At 56.8% G+C, this 19027-nt stretch carries 18 protein-coding genes; 11 read left to right on the top strand and 7 right to left on the bottom strand.

All coding sequences use genetic code 11. From position 1 onward, the window contains the following. Positions 1-365: 365 nt before the first annotated feature. From ABRZ26_RS17950 to pepD, 5 genes are all read left to right on the top strand, one after another. Positions 366-1985, top strand: coding sequence for an ABC transporter substrate-binding protein (locus ABRZ26_RS17950; RefSeq protein WP_319605514.1), 1620 nt, complete (start codon positions 366-368; stop codon positions 1983-1985). 2 nt (positions 1986-1987) lie between these two features. Beyond that, entirely contained in the window at positions 1988-2968 is a 981-nt protein-coding gene (locus ABRZ26_RS17945; RefSeq protein ID WP_136167624.1) for an ABC transporter permease, read from the top strand. Further along, the gene (locus tag ABRZ26_RS17940; protein ID WP_009111678.1) at positions 2965-3798 is read left to right on the top strand and encodes an ABC transporter permease; all 834 of its coding nucleotides are present in this window, start codon (positions 2965-2967) and stop codon (positions 3796-3798) included. The genes ABRZ26_RS17945 and ABRZ26_RS17940 overlap by 4 nt, the downstream gene beginning before the upstream one ends. Then, entirely contained in the window at positions 3795-5411 is a 1617-nt protein-coding gene (locus ABRZ26_RS17935) for an ABC transporter ATP-binding protein (RefSeq protein WP_319605513.1), read from the top strand. The genes ABRZ26_RS17940 and ABRZ26_RS17935 overlap by 4 nt, the downstream gene beginning before the upstream one ends. A gap of 152 nt (positions 5412-5563) precedes the next feature. Continuing rightward, positions 5564-7024, top strand: coding sequence for a beta-Ala-His dipeptidase (gene pepD / locus ABRZ26_RS17930; RefSeq protein WP_319605512.1), 1461 nt, complete (start codon positions 5564-5566; stop codon positions 7022-7024). Between the two features lie 527 nt (positions 7025-7551). Here the strand turns inward: pepD and dinB are convergent. Then, positions 7552-8610 carry a DNA polymerase IV gene (dinB, locus tag ABRZ26_RS17925; protein ID WP_319605511.1) on the bottom strand — a complete coding sequence of 353 codons (1059 nt, stop codon included), beginning with the start codon at positions 8608-8610 and terminating at the stop codon, positions 7552-7554. 201 nt (positions 8611-8811) lie between these two features. Here dinB and ABRZ26_RS17920 point away from each other — a divergent pair, with 201 nt between their 5' ends. Together ABRZ26_RS17920 and dpaA are read left to right on the top strand one after the other, a co-directional pair. Continuing rightward, positions 8812-9582 (top strand): class I SAM-dependent methyltransferase, encoded by a 771-nt coding sequence (locus ABRZ26_RS17920; protein ID WP_319605510.1) that lies wholly within the window; start codon positions 8812-8814, stop codon positions 9580-9582. A 278-nt stretch (positions 9583-9860) separates the two neighbouring features. Then, positions 9861-10583, top strand: coding sequence for a peptidoglycan meso-diaminopimelic acid protein amidase (dpaA, locus tag ABRZ26_RS17915; RefSeq protein ID WP_319605509.1), 723 nt, complete (start codon positions 9861-9863; stop codon positions 10581-10583). Here the strand turns inward: dpaA and ABRZ26_RS17910 are convergent. Both ABRZ26_RS17910 and lpcA read right to left on the bottom strand, forming a co-directional pair. After that, on the bottom strand, positions 10554-11321 hold the full coding sequence (locus tag ABRZ26_RS17910) for a class II glutamine amidotransferase (protein ID WP_319605508.1): 768 nt from the start codon (positions 11319-11321) through the stop codon (positions 10554-10556). The two genes, dpaA and ABRZ26_RS17910, sit on opposite strands and share 30 nt — an antisense overlap. Positions 11322-11353: 32 nt before the next feature. After that, entirely contained in the window at positions 11354-11938 is a 585-nt protein-coding gene (gene lpcA / locus ABRZ26_RS17905; protein ID WP_319605507.1) for a D-sedoheptulose 7-phosphate isomerase, read from the bottom strand. 291 nt (positions 11939-12229) lie between these two features. Here lpcA and yajD point away from each other — a divergent pair, with 291 nt between their 5' ends. After that, on the top strand, positions 12230-12580 hold the full coding sequence (yajD, locus tag ABRZ26_RS17900) for an HNH nuclease YajD (protein ID WP_319605506.1): 351 nt from the start codon (positions 12230-12232) through the stop codon (positions 12578-12580). Positions 12581-12625: 45 nt separating this feature from the next. Here the strand turns inward: yajD and mtnK are convergent, their stop codons facing one another. Beyond that, a complete protein-coding gene (mtnK, locus tag ABRZ26_RS17895) occupies positions 12626-13828 on the bottom strand; it encodes an S-methyl-5-thioribose kinase (protein WP_319605505.1) in 1203 nt (400 codons plus the stop codon). A gap of 139 nt (positions 13829-13967) precedes the next feature. On the opposite strand from mtnK, the gene mtnA reads away from it, so the two are divergent. Continuing rightward, complete coding sequence (gene mtnA / locus ABRZ26_RS17890) at positions 13968-14996, top strand: S-methyl-5-thioribose-1-phosphate isomerase (RefSeq protein WP_319605504.1); 1029 nt, start codon at positions 13968-13970, stop codon at positions 14994-14996. 47 nt (positions 14997-15043) lie between these two features. Here the strand turns inward: mtnA and ABRZ26_RS17885 are convergent, their stop codons facing one another. The 3 genes from ABRZ26_RS17885 to ABRZ26_RS17875 are packed head-to-tail and all read right to left on the bottom strand — an operon-like array spanning position 15044 to position 16901. Beyond that, the gene (locus tag ABRZ26_RS17885; protein WP_319605503.1) at positions 15044-15589 is read right to left on the bottom strand and encodes a 1,2-dihydroxy-3-keto-5-methylthiopentene dioxygenase; all 546 of its coding nucleotides are present in this window, start codon (positions 15587-15589) and stop codon (positions 15044-15046) included. Then, positions 15586-16275, bottom strand: a complete 690-nt coding sequence (mtnC, locus tag ABRZ26_RS17880) for an acireductone synthase (protein WP_319605560.1) — start codon at positions 16273-16275, stop codon at positions 15586-15588. The genes ABRZ26_RS17885 and mtnC overlap by 4 nt, the downstream gene beginning before the upstream one ends. Positions 16276-16286: 11 nt before the next feature. Continuing rightward, a complete protein-coding gene (locus ABRZ26_RS17875; RefSeq protein ID WP_319605502.1) occupies positions 16287-16901 on the bottom strand; it encodes a methylthioribulose 1-phosphate dehydratase in 615 nt (204 codons plus the stop codon). Between the two features lie 211 nt (positions 16902-17112). Between ABRZ26_RS17875 and ABRZ26_RS17870 the strand changes: the two genes are divergently transcribed. Together ABRZ26_RS17870 and ABRZ26_RS17865 are read left to right on the top strand one after the other, a co-directional pair. Further along, entirely contained in the window at positions 17113-18270 is a 1158-nt protein-coding gene (locus ABRZ26_RS17870; protein ID WP_319605501.1) for a pyridoxal phosphate-dependent aminotransferase, read from the top strand. Beyond that, entirely contained in the window at positions 18258-19025 is a 768-nt protein-coding gene (locus ABRZ26_RS17865; RefSeq protein WP_319605500.1) for an amidohydrolase, read from the top strand. The genes ABRZ26_RS17870 and ABRZ26_RS17865 overlap by 13 nt, the downstream gene beginning before the upstream one ends. Positions 19026-19027 lie beyond the last annotated feature (2 nt).

Genomic DNA, 19027 nt, shown 5'->3' with positions numbered 1-19027 from the left:
CCCGCTGTTGCCCAGCCCGGAGGAGCGCCGCCGGGAAAAGCGAACGGGCCATTTTCGTTAAAGCGCGCTCTTGCTTCATCAAGATCATTGCCGTGATGAACAGCATGATCCCACAACGACCTTGTCATGCCCCTTTATCATTCCTGATTCATCGCTATTAAAGATCATTAAAAATTCGCTCACACCTTGCCGTTAGTGATTTTTTATCTTTATAAACCCAATAAACACATATAAAAACAATGTGTTATATGTGTTTAGCACATAACCATAGCACAAATGGTAATTTCCCAATAAATAACCGGTAACTTTATCCTGCGTTCAGGAAATGATGTCTTCTTTTATTTAATTCAATCAGGGATTTCATAATGAATATAACCCGTCGACGTTTACTGATCTCGTCAAGCGCACTGGCCGCAACATTTCCCTTCACCTCTTTCCTCAGCGCGGCGCAAACCAACGCCGCCGCGGGGACGCCGGTCAAAGGCGGCACGTTGGGGGTACACATCGCCGGAGAACAACGCATTCTGAACCCGGCGCTGCGCGCGTCCACCGGGGTATATATCGTTACCAGCAAGATTATCGAGTCCCTGGTGGATCTGGACGCCAACGGCGCGATCGTTCCGCAATTGGCCACCGAGTGGCACAGTACGGAGGACGGTAAAACCATCACCTTCAAACTGCGCGAGAACGTTAAATGGCACGACGGCAAACCCTTTACCGCCAAGGATGTGCAGTACAACGCGCTCGAACTGTGGAAAAAGCAGCTTAACTACAGCACCGCCCTGCAACAGTTTCTCGACGCCGTGGATACACCCGACGACCATACGGTGATATTCCGCTATTCCCGCCCCATGCCGATCGAACTGTTGCTGCGCGCTCTGGCCGATCTGGGCTATGTGGTGCCGCGCCACCTTTACGAGAATAGCAACGTGCTGGAAAATCCGGCCAATACCGCCCCTGTCGGCACCGGGCCTTTCAAGTTCGTCGAGTACCAGCGCGGGCAATATATTATCGCCACGCGCAACCCCGACTACTGGCGGCCGGACCAGCCTTATATAGAACGGATCGTCTGGCGCATCATTACCGATAAATCCGCCGCGACGGCGGCGCTGGAAACGGGCCAGTTGCAGCTAAGCGCCTATTCCCAACTGTCGCTGGCCGATCTGGACCGACTGAAAAACCATCCGGACTTTGAGGTGACGGCCAAAGGCTCCGAAGCCAATACCTTTAACAACACGCTGGAATTCAATTTCCGCCGCAAGGAAATTGCCGACATCCGCGTAAGACGGGCGCTGGCCCACGCCATCGATATTCCCTTTTTCATCGAAAACTTTCTCTACGGCCAGGGAAAACCGGCGACCGGTATTATCCCGTCGACCTCCACCGGGTTCTATCCGCCCGACAGCGCCCAGCCCTATCCTTTCGACCGCAAAAAGGCCGAAGCGCTGCTGGATGAAGCCGGCTATCCGCGCGGCGCCAACGGCGAACGGTTTAAGCTGAAACTGGTGCCGATCCTCAACGGCGAGGACGTCGCGCTGTTCGCCACCTTTATTCAGCAGTCGCTGGCGGAAGTGGGGATCAAGGTCGATATCGCCAACTACGACTATGCCGGTTCGCTGTCGGCGGTCTATAAAGAGCACAATTTCGACCTCGCCACCGGCTGGCATCAGTACCGGGGCGACCCGGCGGTATCCACCACCGTGTGGCTGCGCTCCGGCAGCCCGGACGGCGCCCCCTGGACCAATCAGTATGGCTGGCAATCCGACGTTATCGATAAGCTGATCGACGACGCGGCTTCCGAGATCGACCCTGAAAAACGGCGGGCGCTGTACGCCCAACTGGTCGCCGAAGCCAACGAACAGTTCCCGCTGTGGTTCGCCATCGAGCGCCAGTTCCTTTCCGTGGTCAACAAGAAGCTCCACAACGGCCTGAATAACGCCCGCTGGCCGTCGAGTAGTTGGCATGACGCCTGGCTAGAGGCGTAACAATGAATTTGTTATTACTCTGCGGCCGCCGACTGGCGGCCGCCATCCCCGCCCTATTGCTTATTCTGATCGGTATTTTCCTGCTTTTGCAGTTGGCGCCCGGCGATACCGTCGATGCGCTGGTCGCGCAGGTCGGCGGAGCCGACGCCACCATGATCGAGGAACTGCGCCGGTATTACGCGCTGGATCAGTCGGTATCGGTGCGTCTGGGGGATTATCTGTGGCGTCTGGTTCATCTGGATCTCGGCCAGTCTGCCATTTATGGCAAGCCCGTCGCCGACGTGATTATCGAGCGTCTGCCGGTGACCCTGCTGCTGATGGGATCGTCGCTCGGGCTGGCGGTGTTTATGGGCATGGTGCTGGGGATCATCGCCGCCCGGCGCGTGAATCGCTGGCCGGACACGCTGATCTCCCTGCTGGGGCTGATTTTCTATTCCACCCCCTCTTTCTGGTTCGGCCTGATGGGGATTTTCCTGTTTTCCATCTATCTCGACTGGCTGCCCTCCGGCGGATTTGAAACCATTGCCGGCGGACTCAGCGGCTGGGCGAGAATTTGGGATATCGCCCGGCATCTGTTATTGCCCACGCTGACGCTGGCGCTGATATTTCTGGCGATCTATCTGCGCATCATGCGCGCCTCGATGCTGGAAGTCGCCACGCTGGATTTCGTGCGCACCGCCCGCGCCAAAGGATTAAGCGAAACCAACGTCGTCGTCAGACATATATTGCGTAACGCGCTGCTGCCGCTGGTGACGTTAATCGGCCTACAGGCCGGCACCATGCTGGGCGGGTCGGTAGTGGTGGAAAGCGTTTTCGCCCTGCCGGGGTTGGGCCGCCTGGCCTACGAATCGGTGATGCAGCGCGATCTGAACACGCTGTTAGGCGTGGTTTTCGTCTCCGCGCTGCTGGTTATCAGCATTAATTTTCTGGTGGACGTGCTTTACGCCAAACTGGACCCGCGTATTTCCGGTGAACGGTCATGATTGATTTTTTCAAGCGCTACGCGCGCAGTCCCGCGTCGTTATTTGGTATCGCGTTATTAGTCGTGGTGGTGGGCATGGCCCTGACCGCCGATCTGTTCTTTCCCGAAAATCCCCTGCGGCTGGCCGGTCGGCCGCTACAGTGGCCGTGGCAAAATCCGCGCTTTTTGCTGGGTACCGACCACGCCGGACGCGATATCGCCGCCCAGTTGTTTCATGGCGCGCGCGTTTCGCTGATGATCGGTTTCGTCGCCACGGCGATCGCCATCGTTATTGGCATCGTGGTCGGCGCGCTGGCCGGCTATTACGGCGGCGTCATCGACGATCTGCTGATGAGGATCACCGAAACCTTTCAGATCCTGCCCAATTTCCTGCTGCTGCTGTTGCTGGTGGCGGTCTTCGGCTCAACCATGCAGACCGTGATTCTGGCTATCGGCATCGTCTCCTGGCCCCCAGCGGCGCGCTTAACGCGGGCCGAGTTCATGTCGCTGCGCAACCGGGAATTCATTCAGGCCGTCCGCTCGCTGGGAATGCGCGATCTGCCGATTATCTTTCGCGAAATTCTGCCCAATGCGCTACCGCCCATCGTGGTTTACGCCAGCGTTATCATGGCGATCGCCATTCTGCTCGAAAGCGCGCTGGCCTTCCTTAATCTGTCCGACCCCAACGTTCCCTCCTGGGGAAACCTGATCGGCGGCGGCCGCAGCGTACTGCGGGAACAGTGGTATGTTTCCGCCATTCCCGGCATCGCCATTCTACTTACCGTGCTGGCGGTCTCGCTGGTCGGCCAGGGGATCAATGACGCCCTCAATCCAAGGCTTAAAAACCGATGAATACACTGCTGTCGATAACCGATCTCAGCGTCAGACTGCCGGCCAATGCCGACCGGCCTTATGCCTTGCGTCAGGTGTCGCTCGATCTGCGCGAAAATGAAATCCTGTGCGTGGTGGGGGAAAGCGGCTCCGGTAAATCGATGACGGCCAGCGCCATTATGGGGCTGCTGCCGGAACAGACGCGCATCGAATCGGGAAGCATTTTGCTGGAAGACCGCGACCTGCTGTCGCTGCCGGAGAGCGCGCTGCGTAAAATACGCGGCGCCCGGATCGGCATGATTTTTCAGGAGCCGATGACGGCGCTCAACCCGCTGCATACCGTCGCCGACCAGATTGGCGAAATGTTCCGTACCCATCGACCGACCCTTTCCCGCAAGGCGATTGCGGAAAAAGTGCAACGGCTGTTAATCGACGTTCAGATCCCAGACCCGCTGTCCGCCGCGCACGCCTATCCGCACCAGCTCTCCGGCGGACAGCGCCAGCGCGTAATGATCGCCATGGCGCTGGCGCTGGAGCCGCGGGTGCTGATTGCCGACGAGCCGACCACCGCGCTGGACGTCACCACTCAGGCGCAAATCCTGCGGTTGATACGCGAATTGCAGCAGCGTCAGGGTACCTCGGTGCTGTTTATCACCCATGACTTTGGCGTGGTCGCCGACATCGCCGATCGCGTCGCGGTCATGCAGCACGGCGAAGTGGTAGAACAGGGGCCGGCGGAGCAAATCCTCAACGCCCCGCAGCATCCTTATACTCAGGCGCTGATCGCCGCCGTACCGTCCTTTCGCCCCGGCGCATCGCGCCCGGCGGTCTCCAGTCAGGACATCCTGACATTAGAGCACGTCAGCAAAACATTCCGCCAGGGAGGCTGGCTGCCGCGCAACCGGCGGGTATCGCACGCGCTGCGGGACGTCAGCCTGACGCTGCCGCAGGGCAGCACGCTCGGCATCGTCGGCGAAAGCGGTTCCGGCAAATCGACGCTGGCCCGCTGTATTGTCCGGCTCTATCAGCCGGACAGCGGCGAGATTACGCTGGCGGACCAGCGCCATGACGGCAGCAATCGAACGCGTCAACGCCGACAGAGTCGCACCGTGCAGATGGTGTTCCAGGATCCTTTCGCCTCGTTAAATCCGCGCCAGACGGTGGGGGAAATCGTCGGCAAGGGACTGGAAATCCACGGCGCATCGCGCAAGCAGGCGCAGCAAAAAGCCAGAGAGTTATTTTCGCTGGTCGGGCTGGATCCCGAATCGATCCATCGCTATCCCCATGAGTTTTCCGGCGGACAGCGGCAGAGGATCGGTCTGGCCAGAGCGCTGGCGCTGGAGCCGCGCATTCTGGTGGCGGATGAGCCGGTTTCCGCGCTGGACGTTTCCGTCCAGGCGCAGGTGTTGCGTCTGCTGGCGGAACTGCGCCAGCGCCTCGGCCTGTCGCTGATTTTTATCACCCATGACCTGCGGGTGGCGGCGCAAATCTGCGATCGGGTGATCGTGATGAAGGCGGGAGAAATCGTCGAACAGGGGCCGACGCATCAGGTATTCCAGTCCCCCCGGCATGAATATACCCAACTGCTGCTCAACGCGATTCCCGGTAAAGGGTGGAACCTCCAGACGCCATGAAATAACTCTTTCGCAACATGCCCCAGAACCGGCGGAAAATGATATTCTGTTTTCACACGCCATGCCGGATTATCCGACAGTCATTCACCTGCAATTTGCAGCGCCCGCGCGCCAGCCGCGCCGACCGGCCTGCCGAAAAGGAGATGTTAATAGTGTCTGAATTGTCTCAGCTTACCCCGCAGCCGCTGTGGGACATTTTTGCCAAAATTTGCTCTATTCCACATCCGTCTTACCATGAAGAAGCGCTTGCCGCGCATATCCTTGCCTGGGCGCAAGAGAAAGGCATTCATGCCGAGCGCGATCAAGTCGGTAATATTCTGCTGCGTAAAGCGGCGACGCCGGGAATGGAAAATCGCAAGCCGGTGGTGTTGCAGGCGCATCTGGATATGGTGCCGCAGAAGAACAACGATACCGCGCACGACTTCACCAAAGACCCCATCCAGCCGTACATTGACGGCGAGTGGGTGAAAGCGCGCGGCACCACGCTGGGCGCGGATAACGGCATCGGCATGGCGTCGGCGCTGGCCGTGCTGTCCGACAGCGGCGTGAAGCACGGTCCGCTGGAAGTGTTGCTGACCATGACCGAGGAGTCCGGCATGGACGGCGCGTTCGGTCTGCAACCCAACTGGTTGCAGGGCGAAATTCTGATCAATACCGACTCGGAACAAGAAGGCGAAGTTTACATGGGCTGCGCCGGCGGCATCGACTTCATCACCCGGCTGCCGTTGGAGCGCGAAGCGCTGCCTGCCGGTTACCAGACGCTGACCCTGACGCTCAAGGGGCTGAAAGGCGGCCATTCCGGCTGCGATATTCATTTGGGGTTGGGCAATGCCAATAAATTGCTGGCGCGCTTCCTGTTCGAACAGGCCGACAAGCTGGATATCCGCATTCTCGCGCTGAACGGCGGCACGCTGCGCAACGCCATTCCGCGCGAGGCGTTCGCCACGCTGGCATTGCCGACGGCCAACGTCGGGCAATTCAAGGCGCTAAGTGAGGAATACCTGTCGCTGCTGAAAAACGAGCTGTCCGTAGTGGAGAAAAATCTCACCCTGCTGGTCGAGGAATCAGACAGTACCGCGCAGGCGCTGACCAAAGACGTCGGCGCGCGGCTATTGGCCTTGCTGAACGCCATGCCGAATGGCGTCATCCGCATGAGCGACGTGGTAAAAGGCGTGGTGGAAACCTCGCTGAACATCGGCGTGGTTACCACGGACGAAAAACAGGCCGAAATTAACTGCCTGATCCGCTCTCTGATTGACAGCGGCAAAGACGCCGTGGTCGGCACGCTGACGGCGCTGGGCCAACTGGCCGGCGCCGAAACCACGCCCAAAGGCGGCTATCCCGGCTGGCAGCCGGATGCGAACTCTCAGGTTATGCAGCTGGTGCGGGAAACCTATCAGAAGCTGTTTAACAAAACCCCGAACATCATGGTTATTCATGCCGGTCTGGAGTGCGGACTGTTCAAAGAACCCTATCCCGATATGGATATGGTTTCCATCGGGCCGACCATCACCGGGCCGCACTCGCCGGACGAACAGGTGCATATCGCCAGCGTCGGCCAATACTGGCAGTTGCTGACCGCCCTGCTGAGAGCCATTCCCGAACGCGCCTGATCCGATCAGGTACGGGAGTTTGTCATTAACAACCCCCACCCGGCCTCCCCCTTGTCAGGGGGAGGAGCTAAGCGGCGCCCTCCCCTGCGACTGTCTCTTATACACAAATCCAAGGAATCTTTAGATGCCATGTGCATTCTGGTCTTGGGCTCATTCCTGATTCTTTTTTTGTTTTTGAGCGGCGTAAGAAATTACGCTGAGGTGGACGACCCCGCGAATGCGCCGCAGGGAAGCGGCGCAAGCCAGTGCCGCGTCGGGAACGCGTCACTGGCGGTTCGGAAAAGGGGGCGACCGCCGAAGGCACCGCGTCAGCGGCGTGATTTCAGCCACAAGCCCGGGTCCGGAGGGTGGTGGCGTTTGAACCACCCTGCGTCGGGCGCGTGCTACGACGTGGCATAAAAATACCTTTCTTTTCGCGCACGAAATAACACCGAGCTTACATATACCGTTATCAGTAAATATGCGACTAAGAGACTGCCGGGAGGGAACTGTTAATGGCAAATACCGTACTTTATACGGCTACGCCTTCACTCCCAATTCAACACCAACTGACGCTCAATTAGCGGATCGAGCAGCGTAACATGCAATCCCACCAGTCGAACGCCACGCTCATCGCGACGTTCCTCCCAGGTTTGCTGCGCCAGCGTGAGCAAATCCTGCTTATTCAACACCGGCCACACATGTTCCTGCGTGGTCTGGCGAAAATCATCAAACTTCAGTTTTACCCCCTGCCGCGCGATATGCAGATCGGGTTTTACGCGTTTTAAACGTAATTCAAGCTCCTGATAAAGCTGCTCGATTAAACCTTCGCACTGATGCCAGTGGTGGATATCCTGCGCCAGCGTTTTCTCAACCCCGACCGACTTCCGCAACCGGTCTGGCGAGACAGGCCGTTCATCAATTCCGTGGCAACGCTCCCACAAAACCCGGCCAAATTTGCCAAAACTTTTTAATAACTCAGCCAGTTCGTGATTACGCACGTCGGCGCAGGTCAGCATGCCCTTCTCTTCCAGCCGCTTCGCCGTGACTTTGCCGACGCCGGGGATCTTCGCCAGCGGCAACTGCAATAAAAACGCGTCCACCTTATCCGGGGGGATAACATACTGGCCGTCAGGTTTATTCAGCTCGGAAGCGACCTTGGCGAGAAATTTGATGGGCGCGACGCCGGCGGAGGCCGTCAGATTCAGCTCAGCGGCAATAGCCTGACGGATCTCCTCCGCCATCAGCGTCGCGGAACCGTTGCAATAAGGGCTGTCGGTGACATCCAGATAGGCTTCATCCAGAGAAAGCGGTTCAATCAATGAGGTATAACGGGCGAAGATGTCGCGGATCTGGCGGGAGGCGGCTTTATACACCTCCATCCGCCCGGAAAGTAACGTCAGGTGCGGACACAGACGCAAGGCCGTCGCCGTCGCCATCGCGCTGTGAACCCCATAGCGCCGGGCCGGGTAATTGGCGGTGCTGATCACGCCGCGACGATCGGCGCTGCCGCCAATCGCCAGCGGGATGTCGCGCAGGCGCGGATTATCACGCATCTCAATTGCCGCGTAGAAGCAATCCATATCGACATGAATAATTTTGCGCATACGTCCCCTCCGCCAAGACTGTATAAATATACAGCCTGAAGTTGCTATAAACAAGTTGGCGAACAGTCGTCCGTTGTCTTCGCGCTTAACCCTCGGCCTATTGACGAAAAAACGCATTATTTCTGTTTGTCCTCCGCTTGATATTATTACCGTGTTAACCTTTTGGCGCAGGATAACCCACTCAGAGAACAGAGAGCCGCGATGGAGAATCAGCAGAGTCACAGCAACAGCGTCGAACGCCAGTTTGGTTCGCAAGCACAAAACTATCTGACCAGTACGGTACATGCCCTGGGTAAGGATTTAGAGCGACTGTCGGCTTTATTGGCCGCCTCCCCTGATGCCGCCGTCATCGATCTGGGATGCGGCGCCGGACATGCCAGTTTCACCGCCGCCCAGGTGGTGAAAGAGGTCGTGGCTTATGATCTGTCCTCACAAATGCTGGAGGTCGTCGCTCAGGCCGCCAAGCAGAAAGGTCTGACGAATATCCGCACGCAGCAGGGCGTCGCCGAAGCGCTGCCGTTTGCCGACGCCAGCGCCGATATCGTTATCAGCCGCTATTCCGCCCACCACTGGCATGATGTCGGGCAGGCGCTGCGTGAAATCCGCCGCGTGCTGAAACCGGGCGGTCAGGTCATCATGATGGATGTGGTCTCACCGGGTCATCCGCTGTTGGATGTCTATTTGCAAACGGTGGAAAAATTGCGTGATCCCTCTCACGTGCGCGATTACGCGCCCGGCGAATGGCTGAGCATGTTTACCGAAGCAGGATTTATCGTGCGTAACGTCGCCAGCGATCGCCTGAAACTGGAGTTCAGCAGTTGGATCGCGCGCATGAGAACGCCCGACTTTTTCGCCGTCGCGATCCGCGAACTGCAAAAAACCCTGGCCGCGGAAGTCGTCCGGCATTTTGAACTACAGGATGACGGTTCTTTTGTAACCGATATCATGATGTTTGAAGCGACAAAATTGTAATCGCTGATTACCTGCCTGACGCACTCAGGCGGAATAAACAATGGACAGCGTAAAGGTATCGCCTTAAATTTATTGTCCATTAAATATGTCTTTTTATTACCGACAAGGTCGATTAATCGGCCGCTACACTCCTTGCGCCGCAAAATTAACTTTTTTATCGGTTTTCACTCTTGATTAAAATTAAGGCAATGATAATGTGAAACCGCCAACAGGCAAAGGAGTACGGGAGGATCATCGCCCCGTCGATATAGCACAGCTTTTATTCACCAGGATCAACAATGCAAAAAATCGCGCTGTCTTTTGCGATGCTGTTTTTTTTGCCGTCCCTTGCCGTTACCTGCGCAGCCAGTGAACCCGCGCCGATAGCAAAAGACCTGAAGCAACAGTTATTGGGCTCTCCGATCTATATTCAAATATTTAAGGAAGAGAGAGTATTAGAACTTTACGCCAAAGTCGGAAATGAATATCGCTTATTGGAAAATTATCCGATTTGTAAATATTCGGGCGGACTTGGGCCGAAACGCATTGAGGGCGATTTAAAAAGCCCCGAGGGGTTCTATCAGGTCGATCTCCGCCAGCTCAAACCGGACAGCCATTATTATCGCGCGATAAACATTGGTTTTCCTAATGAATATGACAAATCACAGGGATATTCCGGCCGCTACCTGATGATCCACGGCGAATGCGTTTCCGTGGGTTGCTATGCCATGACCAATAATTATATTGAAGAGATCTATCGTTATGCGGAACAGGCGCTGCTTAACGGACAGACGAAAATACAGCTGGCGATTTATCCGTTCCGCATGACGGAAAAAAATATGCAACGCCACCGTAATTCCGCCTATTCCGCTTTCTGGCGTCAGTTACAACCGGGTTATGCCTATTTCAATCAGCATTATCAGCCGCCGGCCATCTCGGTATTAAACGGGCAGTACGTCGTCAGTCCACCGTTGATGACCAGCAAGCCGGTATCAAATTATGCGTTCACCGAAACGAAATAAAACAAACTCGCCTGGCATGATCTTATGCCAGGTTTCATTGCCGGTCAGCGGCTGCGTCGCCAGCACCGTAACCACATCGTTGGGCGTAGTCTGCTGCTGAAAATCAATTTCCACATCCTGATCCAGCAATGTCGCTTTCCCAAAGGGCGCGCGCCGGGTAATCCAATAAAGATGGGTTGAACAATATCCCATCACAAACTGCCCGTCAGACAACAGCATGTTAAACACGCCTTTCTTGCGCAGAACATCCGCCTGTTGCGCAATATAGCGGAACACCGCCGGCCAGTTGCCCGGCGTGCGCGGATAGCGCTGCGACAATTGGTACAACAGCCAGCAGAACGCAAATTCGCTATCCGTCTGGCCGACCGGCCGGAATGTGCCGGTTTTTAACGAACGATACCCTTTTAATTGCCCGTTATGTGCAAACGTCCAGTTTCTCCCCCACAGTTCGCGGGTAAAAGGATGGGTATTTTCCAACGCGACCGATCCCCGATTCGCCTGGCGAATATGCGATACCACGGCGCAAGATTTGATGGGATAATCCTGCACCAGCTTGGCTATCGGCGAGCAGTAGCTTGGCTGCGGGTCTTTGAAGGTCCGGCAGCCATGTCCTTCATAAAACGTAATTCCCCAACCATCCCGGTGCGGCCCGGTCAGGCCGCCACGCTGTACCAGTCCGGTAAAACTGAAACAAATGTCCGTCGGTACATTAGCGCTCATCCCAAGCAGTTCACACATGGTAAATCTCTTAACCTCTCAAGCGCCTTCCGTTATCCTTTAGCAACCATCTCTTTTTCAATGAGTTGGATAAGGATATGTATCGCCTTAATATGAATTTCCTGAATACGGTCGGCATAGCCGAAATGCGGCACGCGGATTTCCACATCCGCGGTACCGGCCATTTTGCCGCCGTCTTTACCCGTCAGCGTAATGACCTTCATCCCTTTCGTTTTCGCCGCGGCGATCGCTTTAATAATATTGCCGGAATTACCCGACGTGGAAATCCCCAGCAGCACATCGCCTTCGCGCCCAAGGGACTCGATATAGCGAGAGAAAACAAAATCATAACCAAAATCGTTGCTGACGCAGGAGAGATGGCTTGGGTCAGAGATAGCGATCGCCGGGTAGCCAGGGCGGTTTTCCCGGTAACGGCCGGTCAGCTCTTCGGCAAAATGCATCGCATCGCAGTGCGAACCGCCATTGCCGCAGGAAATCACTTTCCCGCCTGATTTAAACGCGTCGGCCAGTAATACCGCAGCATTTTGAATAGACTGAATATTCGCATCGTCACTCAAAAAAGCATCCAGCGTAGCCGCCGCTTCTTTCAGCTCACTACGGATTAAGTCTTGGTACATGGAATCCTCTCAAATTTGTCCGGTGACATCATCATATTCTGTTATGCAGTGTAGCGGATTGCCGAAACAGCGAGAAGCGCGCAATGTCACGATCGCCAGGATCGCGGAAAACAATCAGAAAATGGTGCATAACCCGCCGGATTGCGGATCAAATTGTAATTACGATGTAAACAAATCGATAAAAACAGGCGGGTAAAGGACAACACATCGGATTTGCAGGTCGGAGCCGTTGTCGGTCGCTGCTCAAGCGCGGTAAAATAACGGTTTCCTCCCTAATAAAGACACCACGCCATGGCATATATTCCGAAGAACTACGCGAAGCTCGAAAGCGGCTATCGTGAAAAAGCGCTGAAACTCTTCCCTTGGGTATGCGGCCGCTGCTCGCGCGAGTTCGTCTATTCCAACCTGCGTGAGCTCACCGTTCACCATATCGATCACGACCACAGCAATAACCCGGAAGACGGCAGCAACTGGGAAATGCTGTGCCTGTACTGTCACGACCATGAGCATTCAAAATATACCGATGCGGATATCTACGGTTCGACCGTGGTCGCCGGCGAGGATGCCCAGAAAGATGTCGGCGTCGCGACGCATAACCCCTTTGCCGATCTGAAGGCGCTGATGGAGAAAGGGAAAAAATAAGCGCCATGGGGCGACAGCTCGCCCCCGTATTGAGAAGTTTGCTTTTTATGCCCCGCTTTGACGTACGCGAGCCAGTAATTCATCCACATTGGCAATGTGCGGCGCGGCAAGAATCAACGTTCGTCCCAGACGCAACGCGTGACGCTGACTCTCCGCCCGGGCATCATCATCCTGAATGCCGTCAAGATCGGCGACGTGCGCCAGTCCAATCGTGCGGCGAATCAGTTCCGTGCCGCAATAGCCGATCGCATCCTGCCATACCTGTTGCAAAAAGATCTCGGCATAGCCCGATTCAGCCAAAGACGGCTCACGGCTATGATGCTGACTCAGCGCCAAAAAACGCGCCGCAAAGGTATTCCACAGCGTGCGGACGTCGGCAAGACGCTGCGCTCTTCCCGCATCCGCTTCACGCGGCGCCAGCAGCCCCGGCAAACCGCAATAGTTAAGCAACAGATTACCCAACGCCGTTCCCACATCGAACCCTATCGGGCCATAGAAACCGAATTCGGCGTCAATCGCCTTTAAACGTCCTTCCGCGACAAAGATCGAACCGCTATGGATATCGCCATGCAGCAGCGCTTCGGCCTTGCTCAGGAAACGGTGCTTTAATCCCGCCACCGCCAGCTTCAACGCCCGGTCGTCGCGCAGCGTCTGAACATCGTCCGCCAGCGCCGCGTCGAACTGATTTCGTTCGTGGTCGATATAGGGGTCGGTAAAGAACAAATCTTCGGTGATCTGGCATAGCTCAGGGTTGGTGAACTGAATGACGGCCACTTTTTTGTCATGAGGCCCCTGATAAAAATCCGACGTATGGAACAGCGTCTGCGCCAGATACTCGCCCAACTGTTCGGCCGCCTGAGGATAGTGAACCCCCCTCGTCAACTCGCTGCGCCAGATGCGATGATCGGAAAGATCTTCCTGCACCATCACCGCCAGTTCGGCATCATGGTGCAAGACGGTAACCGTGTGCTGAGGGCAAAACCGCGCGTGGACCAGCAGCGTTTCGGCTTCAATGCGCGCGCGATCCAGCGTCAGCGGCCAGGATTCGCCGACGCAGCGCACATAGGGCAGCGCCTGTTTGACTATCACCCGGCTTATTCCCTGGACATCAAGGATTTTAAACACCAGATTCAGATTACCGTCGCCAATTTCTTCTGCGGCGACCAGCGCTTGCGGATCGCTCGCCCCGCCGTACCGGCGGGCATATTCCACAGCATCGTCTGCCGTAAAGGTGCGGTAAAGTGACATTGCCAACCCCTTCTTTATTCTTCTATTGACCGTTTTCAGCGCCATCAGACATAAAAGCGTCTGGACATCTATACATCTGTCAAGCATATTGGCAGAATAAGAAAATTGATGCAATAGCACAACATGGATTTAACCTACAATGCAGAAACTTAACACAACCAGTCTGAAAATCGTTGACGATCGGCTCTGGATCCTCGATCAGCAGGCGCTGCCGCAGGAAGAACGCTGGTGTCCCTGCCCGGACGTCGCGACGCTGGTTGAACATATTCAAACGCTGCGCGTACGCGGCGCGCCGCTGATCGGCCTATCCGCCAGCCTGCTGCTCGCCCTGCTGGCGCAACAAGGGCTTTCCAGGCCGCAGTTGGCCGACGCGCTGGAAACGCTGCGCGCCGCGCGTCCGACCGCGGTGAATCTGATGAATAATCTGGATCGGATGAAGCTCGCGCTGGCGCAGCCGCAATTCGTCGACGCCATGGAGCAGGAAGCGTTGCGTCTGGTCGAGGAAGACCGCCGGCTGTGTGAGAACATTGCCGATTACGGCGCCACGCTGGTTGCGCCGAACAGCCGTCTACTGACCCACTGCAACACCGGCGGGCTGGCGACGGCCGGCATCGGCACCGCCATCGGCGTGCTGCTGCGATCGCATCAACAGGGGAAAATTAGCCAGATCTGGGTGGATGAAACCCGGCCATTGCTCCAGGGAGGACGCCTTACCGCCTGGGAGTTGGGCGAGTTGGGCATTCCTTATCAGCTGATTTGCGACTCGATGGCCGCCAGTCTGATGGCGCAAGGAAAAGTTGACGCGGTATGGGTCGGCGCGGACCGTATCGCCGCCAACGGCGATGTGGCCAATAAAATCGGCACCTACAGTCTGGCCGTGTTGGCGCATTATCACCGGATCCCATTCTATGTGGCCGCGCCGCATACCACGCACGACCCCGACTGCCCGGACGGCAAGGCTATCCCGATTGAACAACGCGCCGCGGCGGAAGTCACCGGCGTAGCCGGCAGTTTCGGCCGCTGCCAGTGGGCGCCGCAAAATGCGTCGGTCTACAATCCGGCCTTCGACGTCACGCCGGCGGCGCTGATCAGCGGTTGGGTGCTGGATACCGGCATCGTGACGCCGCAGGCGGCGCAAGACGGGATATTTCGCTCAGCGTTGAAATAAAAAAAGCGCCAGCCCGGCTGGCGCCTCTCTGTTACATCACCTCAAATTCAACTCGCCAGCTTCGGATACGCATCCGCAATCTTGTCGCCGGTGAAATGCGCGATCCAGCCTTCCGGGTTATCGAACAGACGAATGGCGGTAAAGTGAGGTTCCGGCCCCATATCAAACCAGTGCGCGGTACCCGCAGGAACGGATAACAGATCGTTTTTCTCGCACAGGATCTGGAAGATCTTGCCTTGCAGATGCAGGCAGAACAGTCCGGCGCCCTCCACGAAGAAACGCACCTCATCTTCATTATGGGTATGTTCGGACAGGAATTTGGCGCGCAGCTCGGCGCGCTGCGGATTGTCCGCCCGAATGCTGATGACGTCCACCGACTGATAGCCTTTTTCCGCCACCAGCCGATCGATATCCTGCCGATAGGCCGCCAGCACTTCGTCTGCATCGGGGCTGGCGCTTAACGGCTGGTTCGCCTGCCAGCGTTCAAATCTCACGCCGATATCGGCCAGTTGCCGACGGATGGCTTCTGCATCCTGACTTTGCCAAATCGGCTGGCTTGCATCGCTATCGCTAAAGATGGTCAGTGCGCTCATTGGGAATACTCCTGTAAATCGATTTGGTCAAAACTCGCCACCTGACGGTGGCCGCTCAAGTCATCAGCATCGGTACGAATGAGCTGACAGGTATGCCATCCGGCCTGCTGCGCGGCGTCCAGTTCCTGACGAATGTCCGACAGAAACAGCAACTGTCCGGCAGGCAGGCCGATGGATTGCTCGATGGCGCGATAAGACGCCGTTTCGCGCTTGGCGCCGACGCGAGTATCAAAATAATCGCTGAACAGCGGGCGCAGATCCCCGGCCTCGCTGTAGCCAAACAGCAGTTGCTGCGCTTCAACCGAACCGGAAGAGTAGACGTACAGCCGAATGCCCTGCTGTCGCCAGTCCGCCAACCGCGCCGCGACTTCCGGGTAAACATGACCGCGAAAATCGCCGTTGAGATAGCCGCTGCGCCAGATAATGCCTTGTAACAACTTCAACGCGGGAGATTTACGATCTTCATCCATGAAACGGTTTAATGCCGTAATCAGCGTGGCCTGGTCCGCATCCGGCAGTCCCAATTCCAGACGCAGCGCCGCCAACGCCCGCGTGATCTCCTCATTCTGTTCCTGCCGTCGCACCGTCTCCGTCAAACGGTCTCGGGCATAGGGAAACAGCACATTATGCACGAAACGAATATCGCTGGTGGTGCCCTCAATATCCGTGACAATCGCTTTAATCACCCCGACCTGACTCATTTGGCCTCCAGCAGGCGACGTTGCAGCTCGCACTGAAACAGGAATTCCAGCCCTTCAAGATGACGGCGCGCCTCTTTTACGCTATCGCCCCAGCAATAGAGGCCATGGCCGCGAACCAGAAAGCCGTAACGCAACGCGTCGATCTCCGCGCGAGCGGCAACCTTCTGCGCCAGCGCCGCGATATCCTGATCGTTATCGAAAATCGGGATCGCAACGCGGTCGAGATGGCTTTTCTGTCCCGCCAGCGACTTCTGCATTTCATAACCTTGCAGCACCAGTTCCGGGCCGGTTTCCACTCTGGAGAGGACGGTCGCGTTGACCGAATGGGTATGCAGCACCGCGCCGGTGCGCGGATACGTGCGATACAGTAAGGTATGCAGCCCGGTTTCCGCGGAAGGGGTACGTCCGCTAGGCACATGATTGGTGGCGATATCCACGCGCAGAAAATCATCAGCCTCTAAGCTGCCTTTATCCTTGCCTGATTCGGTAATCAGACACTGATGTTCATCAAGGCGCACAGACATATTGCCGCCGGTCGCCGGACACCAGCCCTTCTGGCCTATCCAATGACAGGCGGCGAGGAGTGCCGTAATTTGCAGGTTTTCCGTCATGATACTTCCTATTTATGGGTACTTATTCCCCCTCGGCTTCCCTTTGCAACCTGGCGGCCGCATCCTGAAATCTATCGGGTATAGTACTTTTAGTTATGACTTAGCATTTAAAGGAATTTAGCCGTTTAAACGTCCAAGCGTCTTGATTGCCAAATACTAACATCGTGTTATATTGGCTAGCAATACAGGCCTGTAGGAGTCCTTATCAGTCATGAGCGCCGCACTTATTCCCGACAGCAAACTGCCCTCGCTTGGCACCACCATTTTTACGCAGATGAGCGCACTCGCGCAGCAGCATCAAGCCATCAATCTCTCGCAGGGTTTTCCCGACTTTGACGGCCCGGACTACCTGAAGCAGCGCCTGGCTTACCACGTCAGTCAGGGCGCGAATCAGTATGCGCCGATGACCGGCGTCGCTCCGCTGCGTGCCGCCATTGCCGAGAAAACCGCTGAAATATATGGTTGGCGGCCTGATGTCGATACGGAAATCACCGTCACCGCAGGCGCGACGGAAGCCCTGTTCGCCGCCATTACCGCGCTGGTGCGTCCCGGCGACGAAGTGATCTGTTTCGATCCCAGCTACGACAGCTACGCCCCGGCGGTGGAACTGGCGGGCGGCGTACTGAAACGCGTTGCGCTGCAACCGCCCGCGTTTCACGTCGACTGGGCGGAATTCTCCGGCCTGCTGAGCGATCGCACCCGTCTGGTGATCCTGAACACGCCGCACAATCCTTCCGCCACCGTATGGCGGAAAGAAGATTTCCAACAGCTCTGGCAGGCCATCGCCGCGCATGAGATCTACGTGCTGAGCGATGAAGTGTACGAGCATATTTGTTTTGCCGAAGAAGGTCACGCCGGCGTGCTGGCGCATCCGTCGCTGCGCCAGCGCGCCATCGCCGTCTCCTCGTTCGGTAAAACATTCCATATGACCGGTTGGAAAGTGGGCTACTGCATCGCGCCGGCCGCGTTGAGCGCCGAAGTCCGTAAAATCCACCAATACCTGACGTTCGCGGTCAACACCCCCGCGCAATTGGCCATTGCGGATATATTGCGGGAACAACCCGATCACTGGCGCTCCCTGCCCGATTTTTATCGCGCCCGCCGCGATCGTTTTGTGAATGCGCTGGCCGGCAGCCGCTTTAAAACCCTGCCTTGTAAAGGCACCTACTTTCTGTTGGCGGATTACAGCGCGATTTCCGATCGGGACGATGTCAGCTTCTGCCGCTGGTTAACCGAGCAGGTAGGCGTGGCGGCCATTCCGCTGTCGGTATTCTGCGCCGAGCCGTTCCAGCACACGCTGATTCGGCTATGTTTCGCAAAACAGGAATCTACGCTGGATGCCGCTGCGGAGCGCCTATGTCGACTTTGAAAATCACCTTACTGCAACAGCCGCTGGTCTGGCAGGATGCCGCGGCCAATCTGAACCATTTTGACGCGCTGCTGGCCGGTATCGCCGACCGCGACGTGATCGTGTTGCCTGAAATGTTTACCAGCGGTTTTTCGATGGAAGCCGCGCATAAAGGAATCGAACAGCCGGTAATTGAGAAATGGCTGCACCAGTGGGCGCAGCGCACTAATGCGCTGATCGGCGGCAGCGTCGCGCTGCGAACGCCAAAAGGCGCGGTCAACCGCTTTCTGTTGGTCGATCCGCAGGGCAATGTTTTTCACTATGACAAACGCCATTTATTTCGTATGGCGGATGAGCATCAATATTATCAGGCCGGCGTTGAACGAACGGTTATCGAGTGGCGCGGCTGGCGGATTTGCCCGCTGATCTGTTATGACCTGCGTTTCCCGGTATGGTCGCGCAATCATCGGGATTACGATCTGTTGCTGTATGTCGCTAACTGGCCGGCGCCGCGCGCCCTGCACTGGCGCACATTGCTGGCCGCGCGGGCGATTGAAAATCAGGCGTATGTCGCAGGATGCAACCGGGTAGGCAGCGACGGCAACGGCCATAGCTATCAGGGCGACAGTCTGGTCATTAACGCCCTGGGAGAAACGCTGGCCTCCGCGCCGCCGAACCGGCCGGCCCGGCTGGATGCCGAACTGTCGCTGGAAACATTGCAGAGCTATCGCGAGGCTTTCCCCGCCTGGCGCGATGCGGACAAGTTTTCTCTGTAAAA

It is taken from the genome of Brenneria sp. L4-2C (genome assembly GCF_040240335.1).
Lineage (GTDB): Bacteria > Pseudomonadota > Gammaproteobacteria > Enterobacterales > Enterobacteriaceae > Brenneria.
The sequence above is the reverse complement of the archived record's forward strand: the minus strand, read 5'-3'. Positions and strand labels throughout refer to the sequence as shown.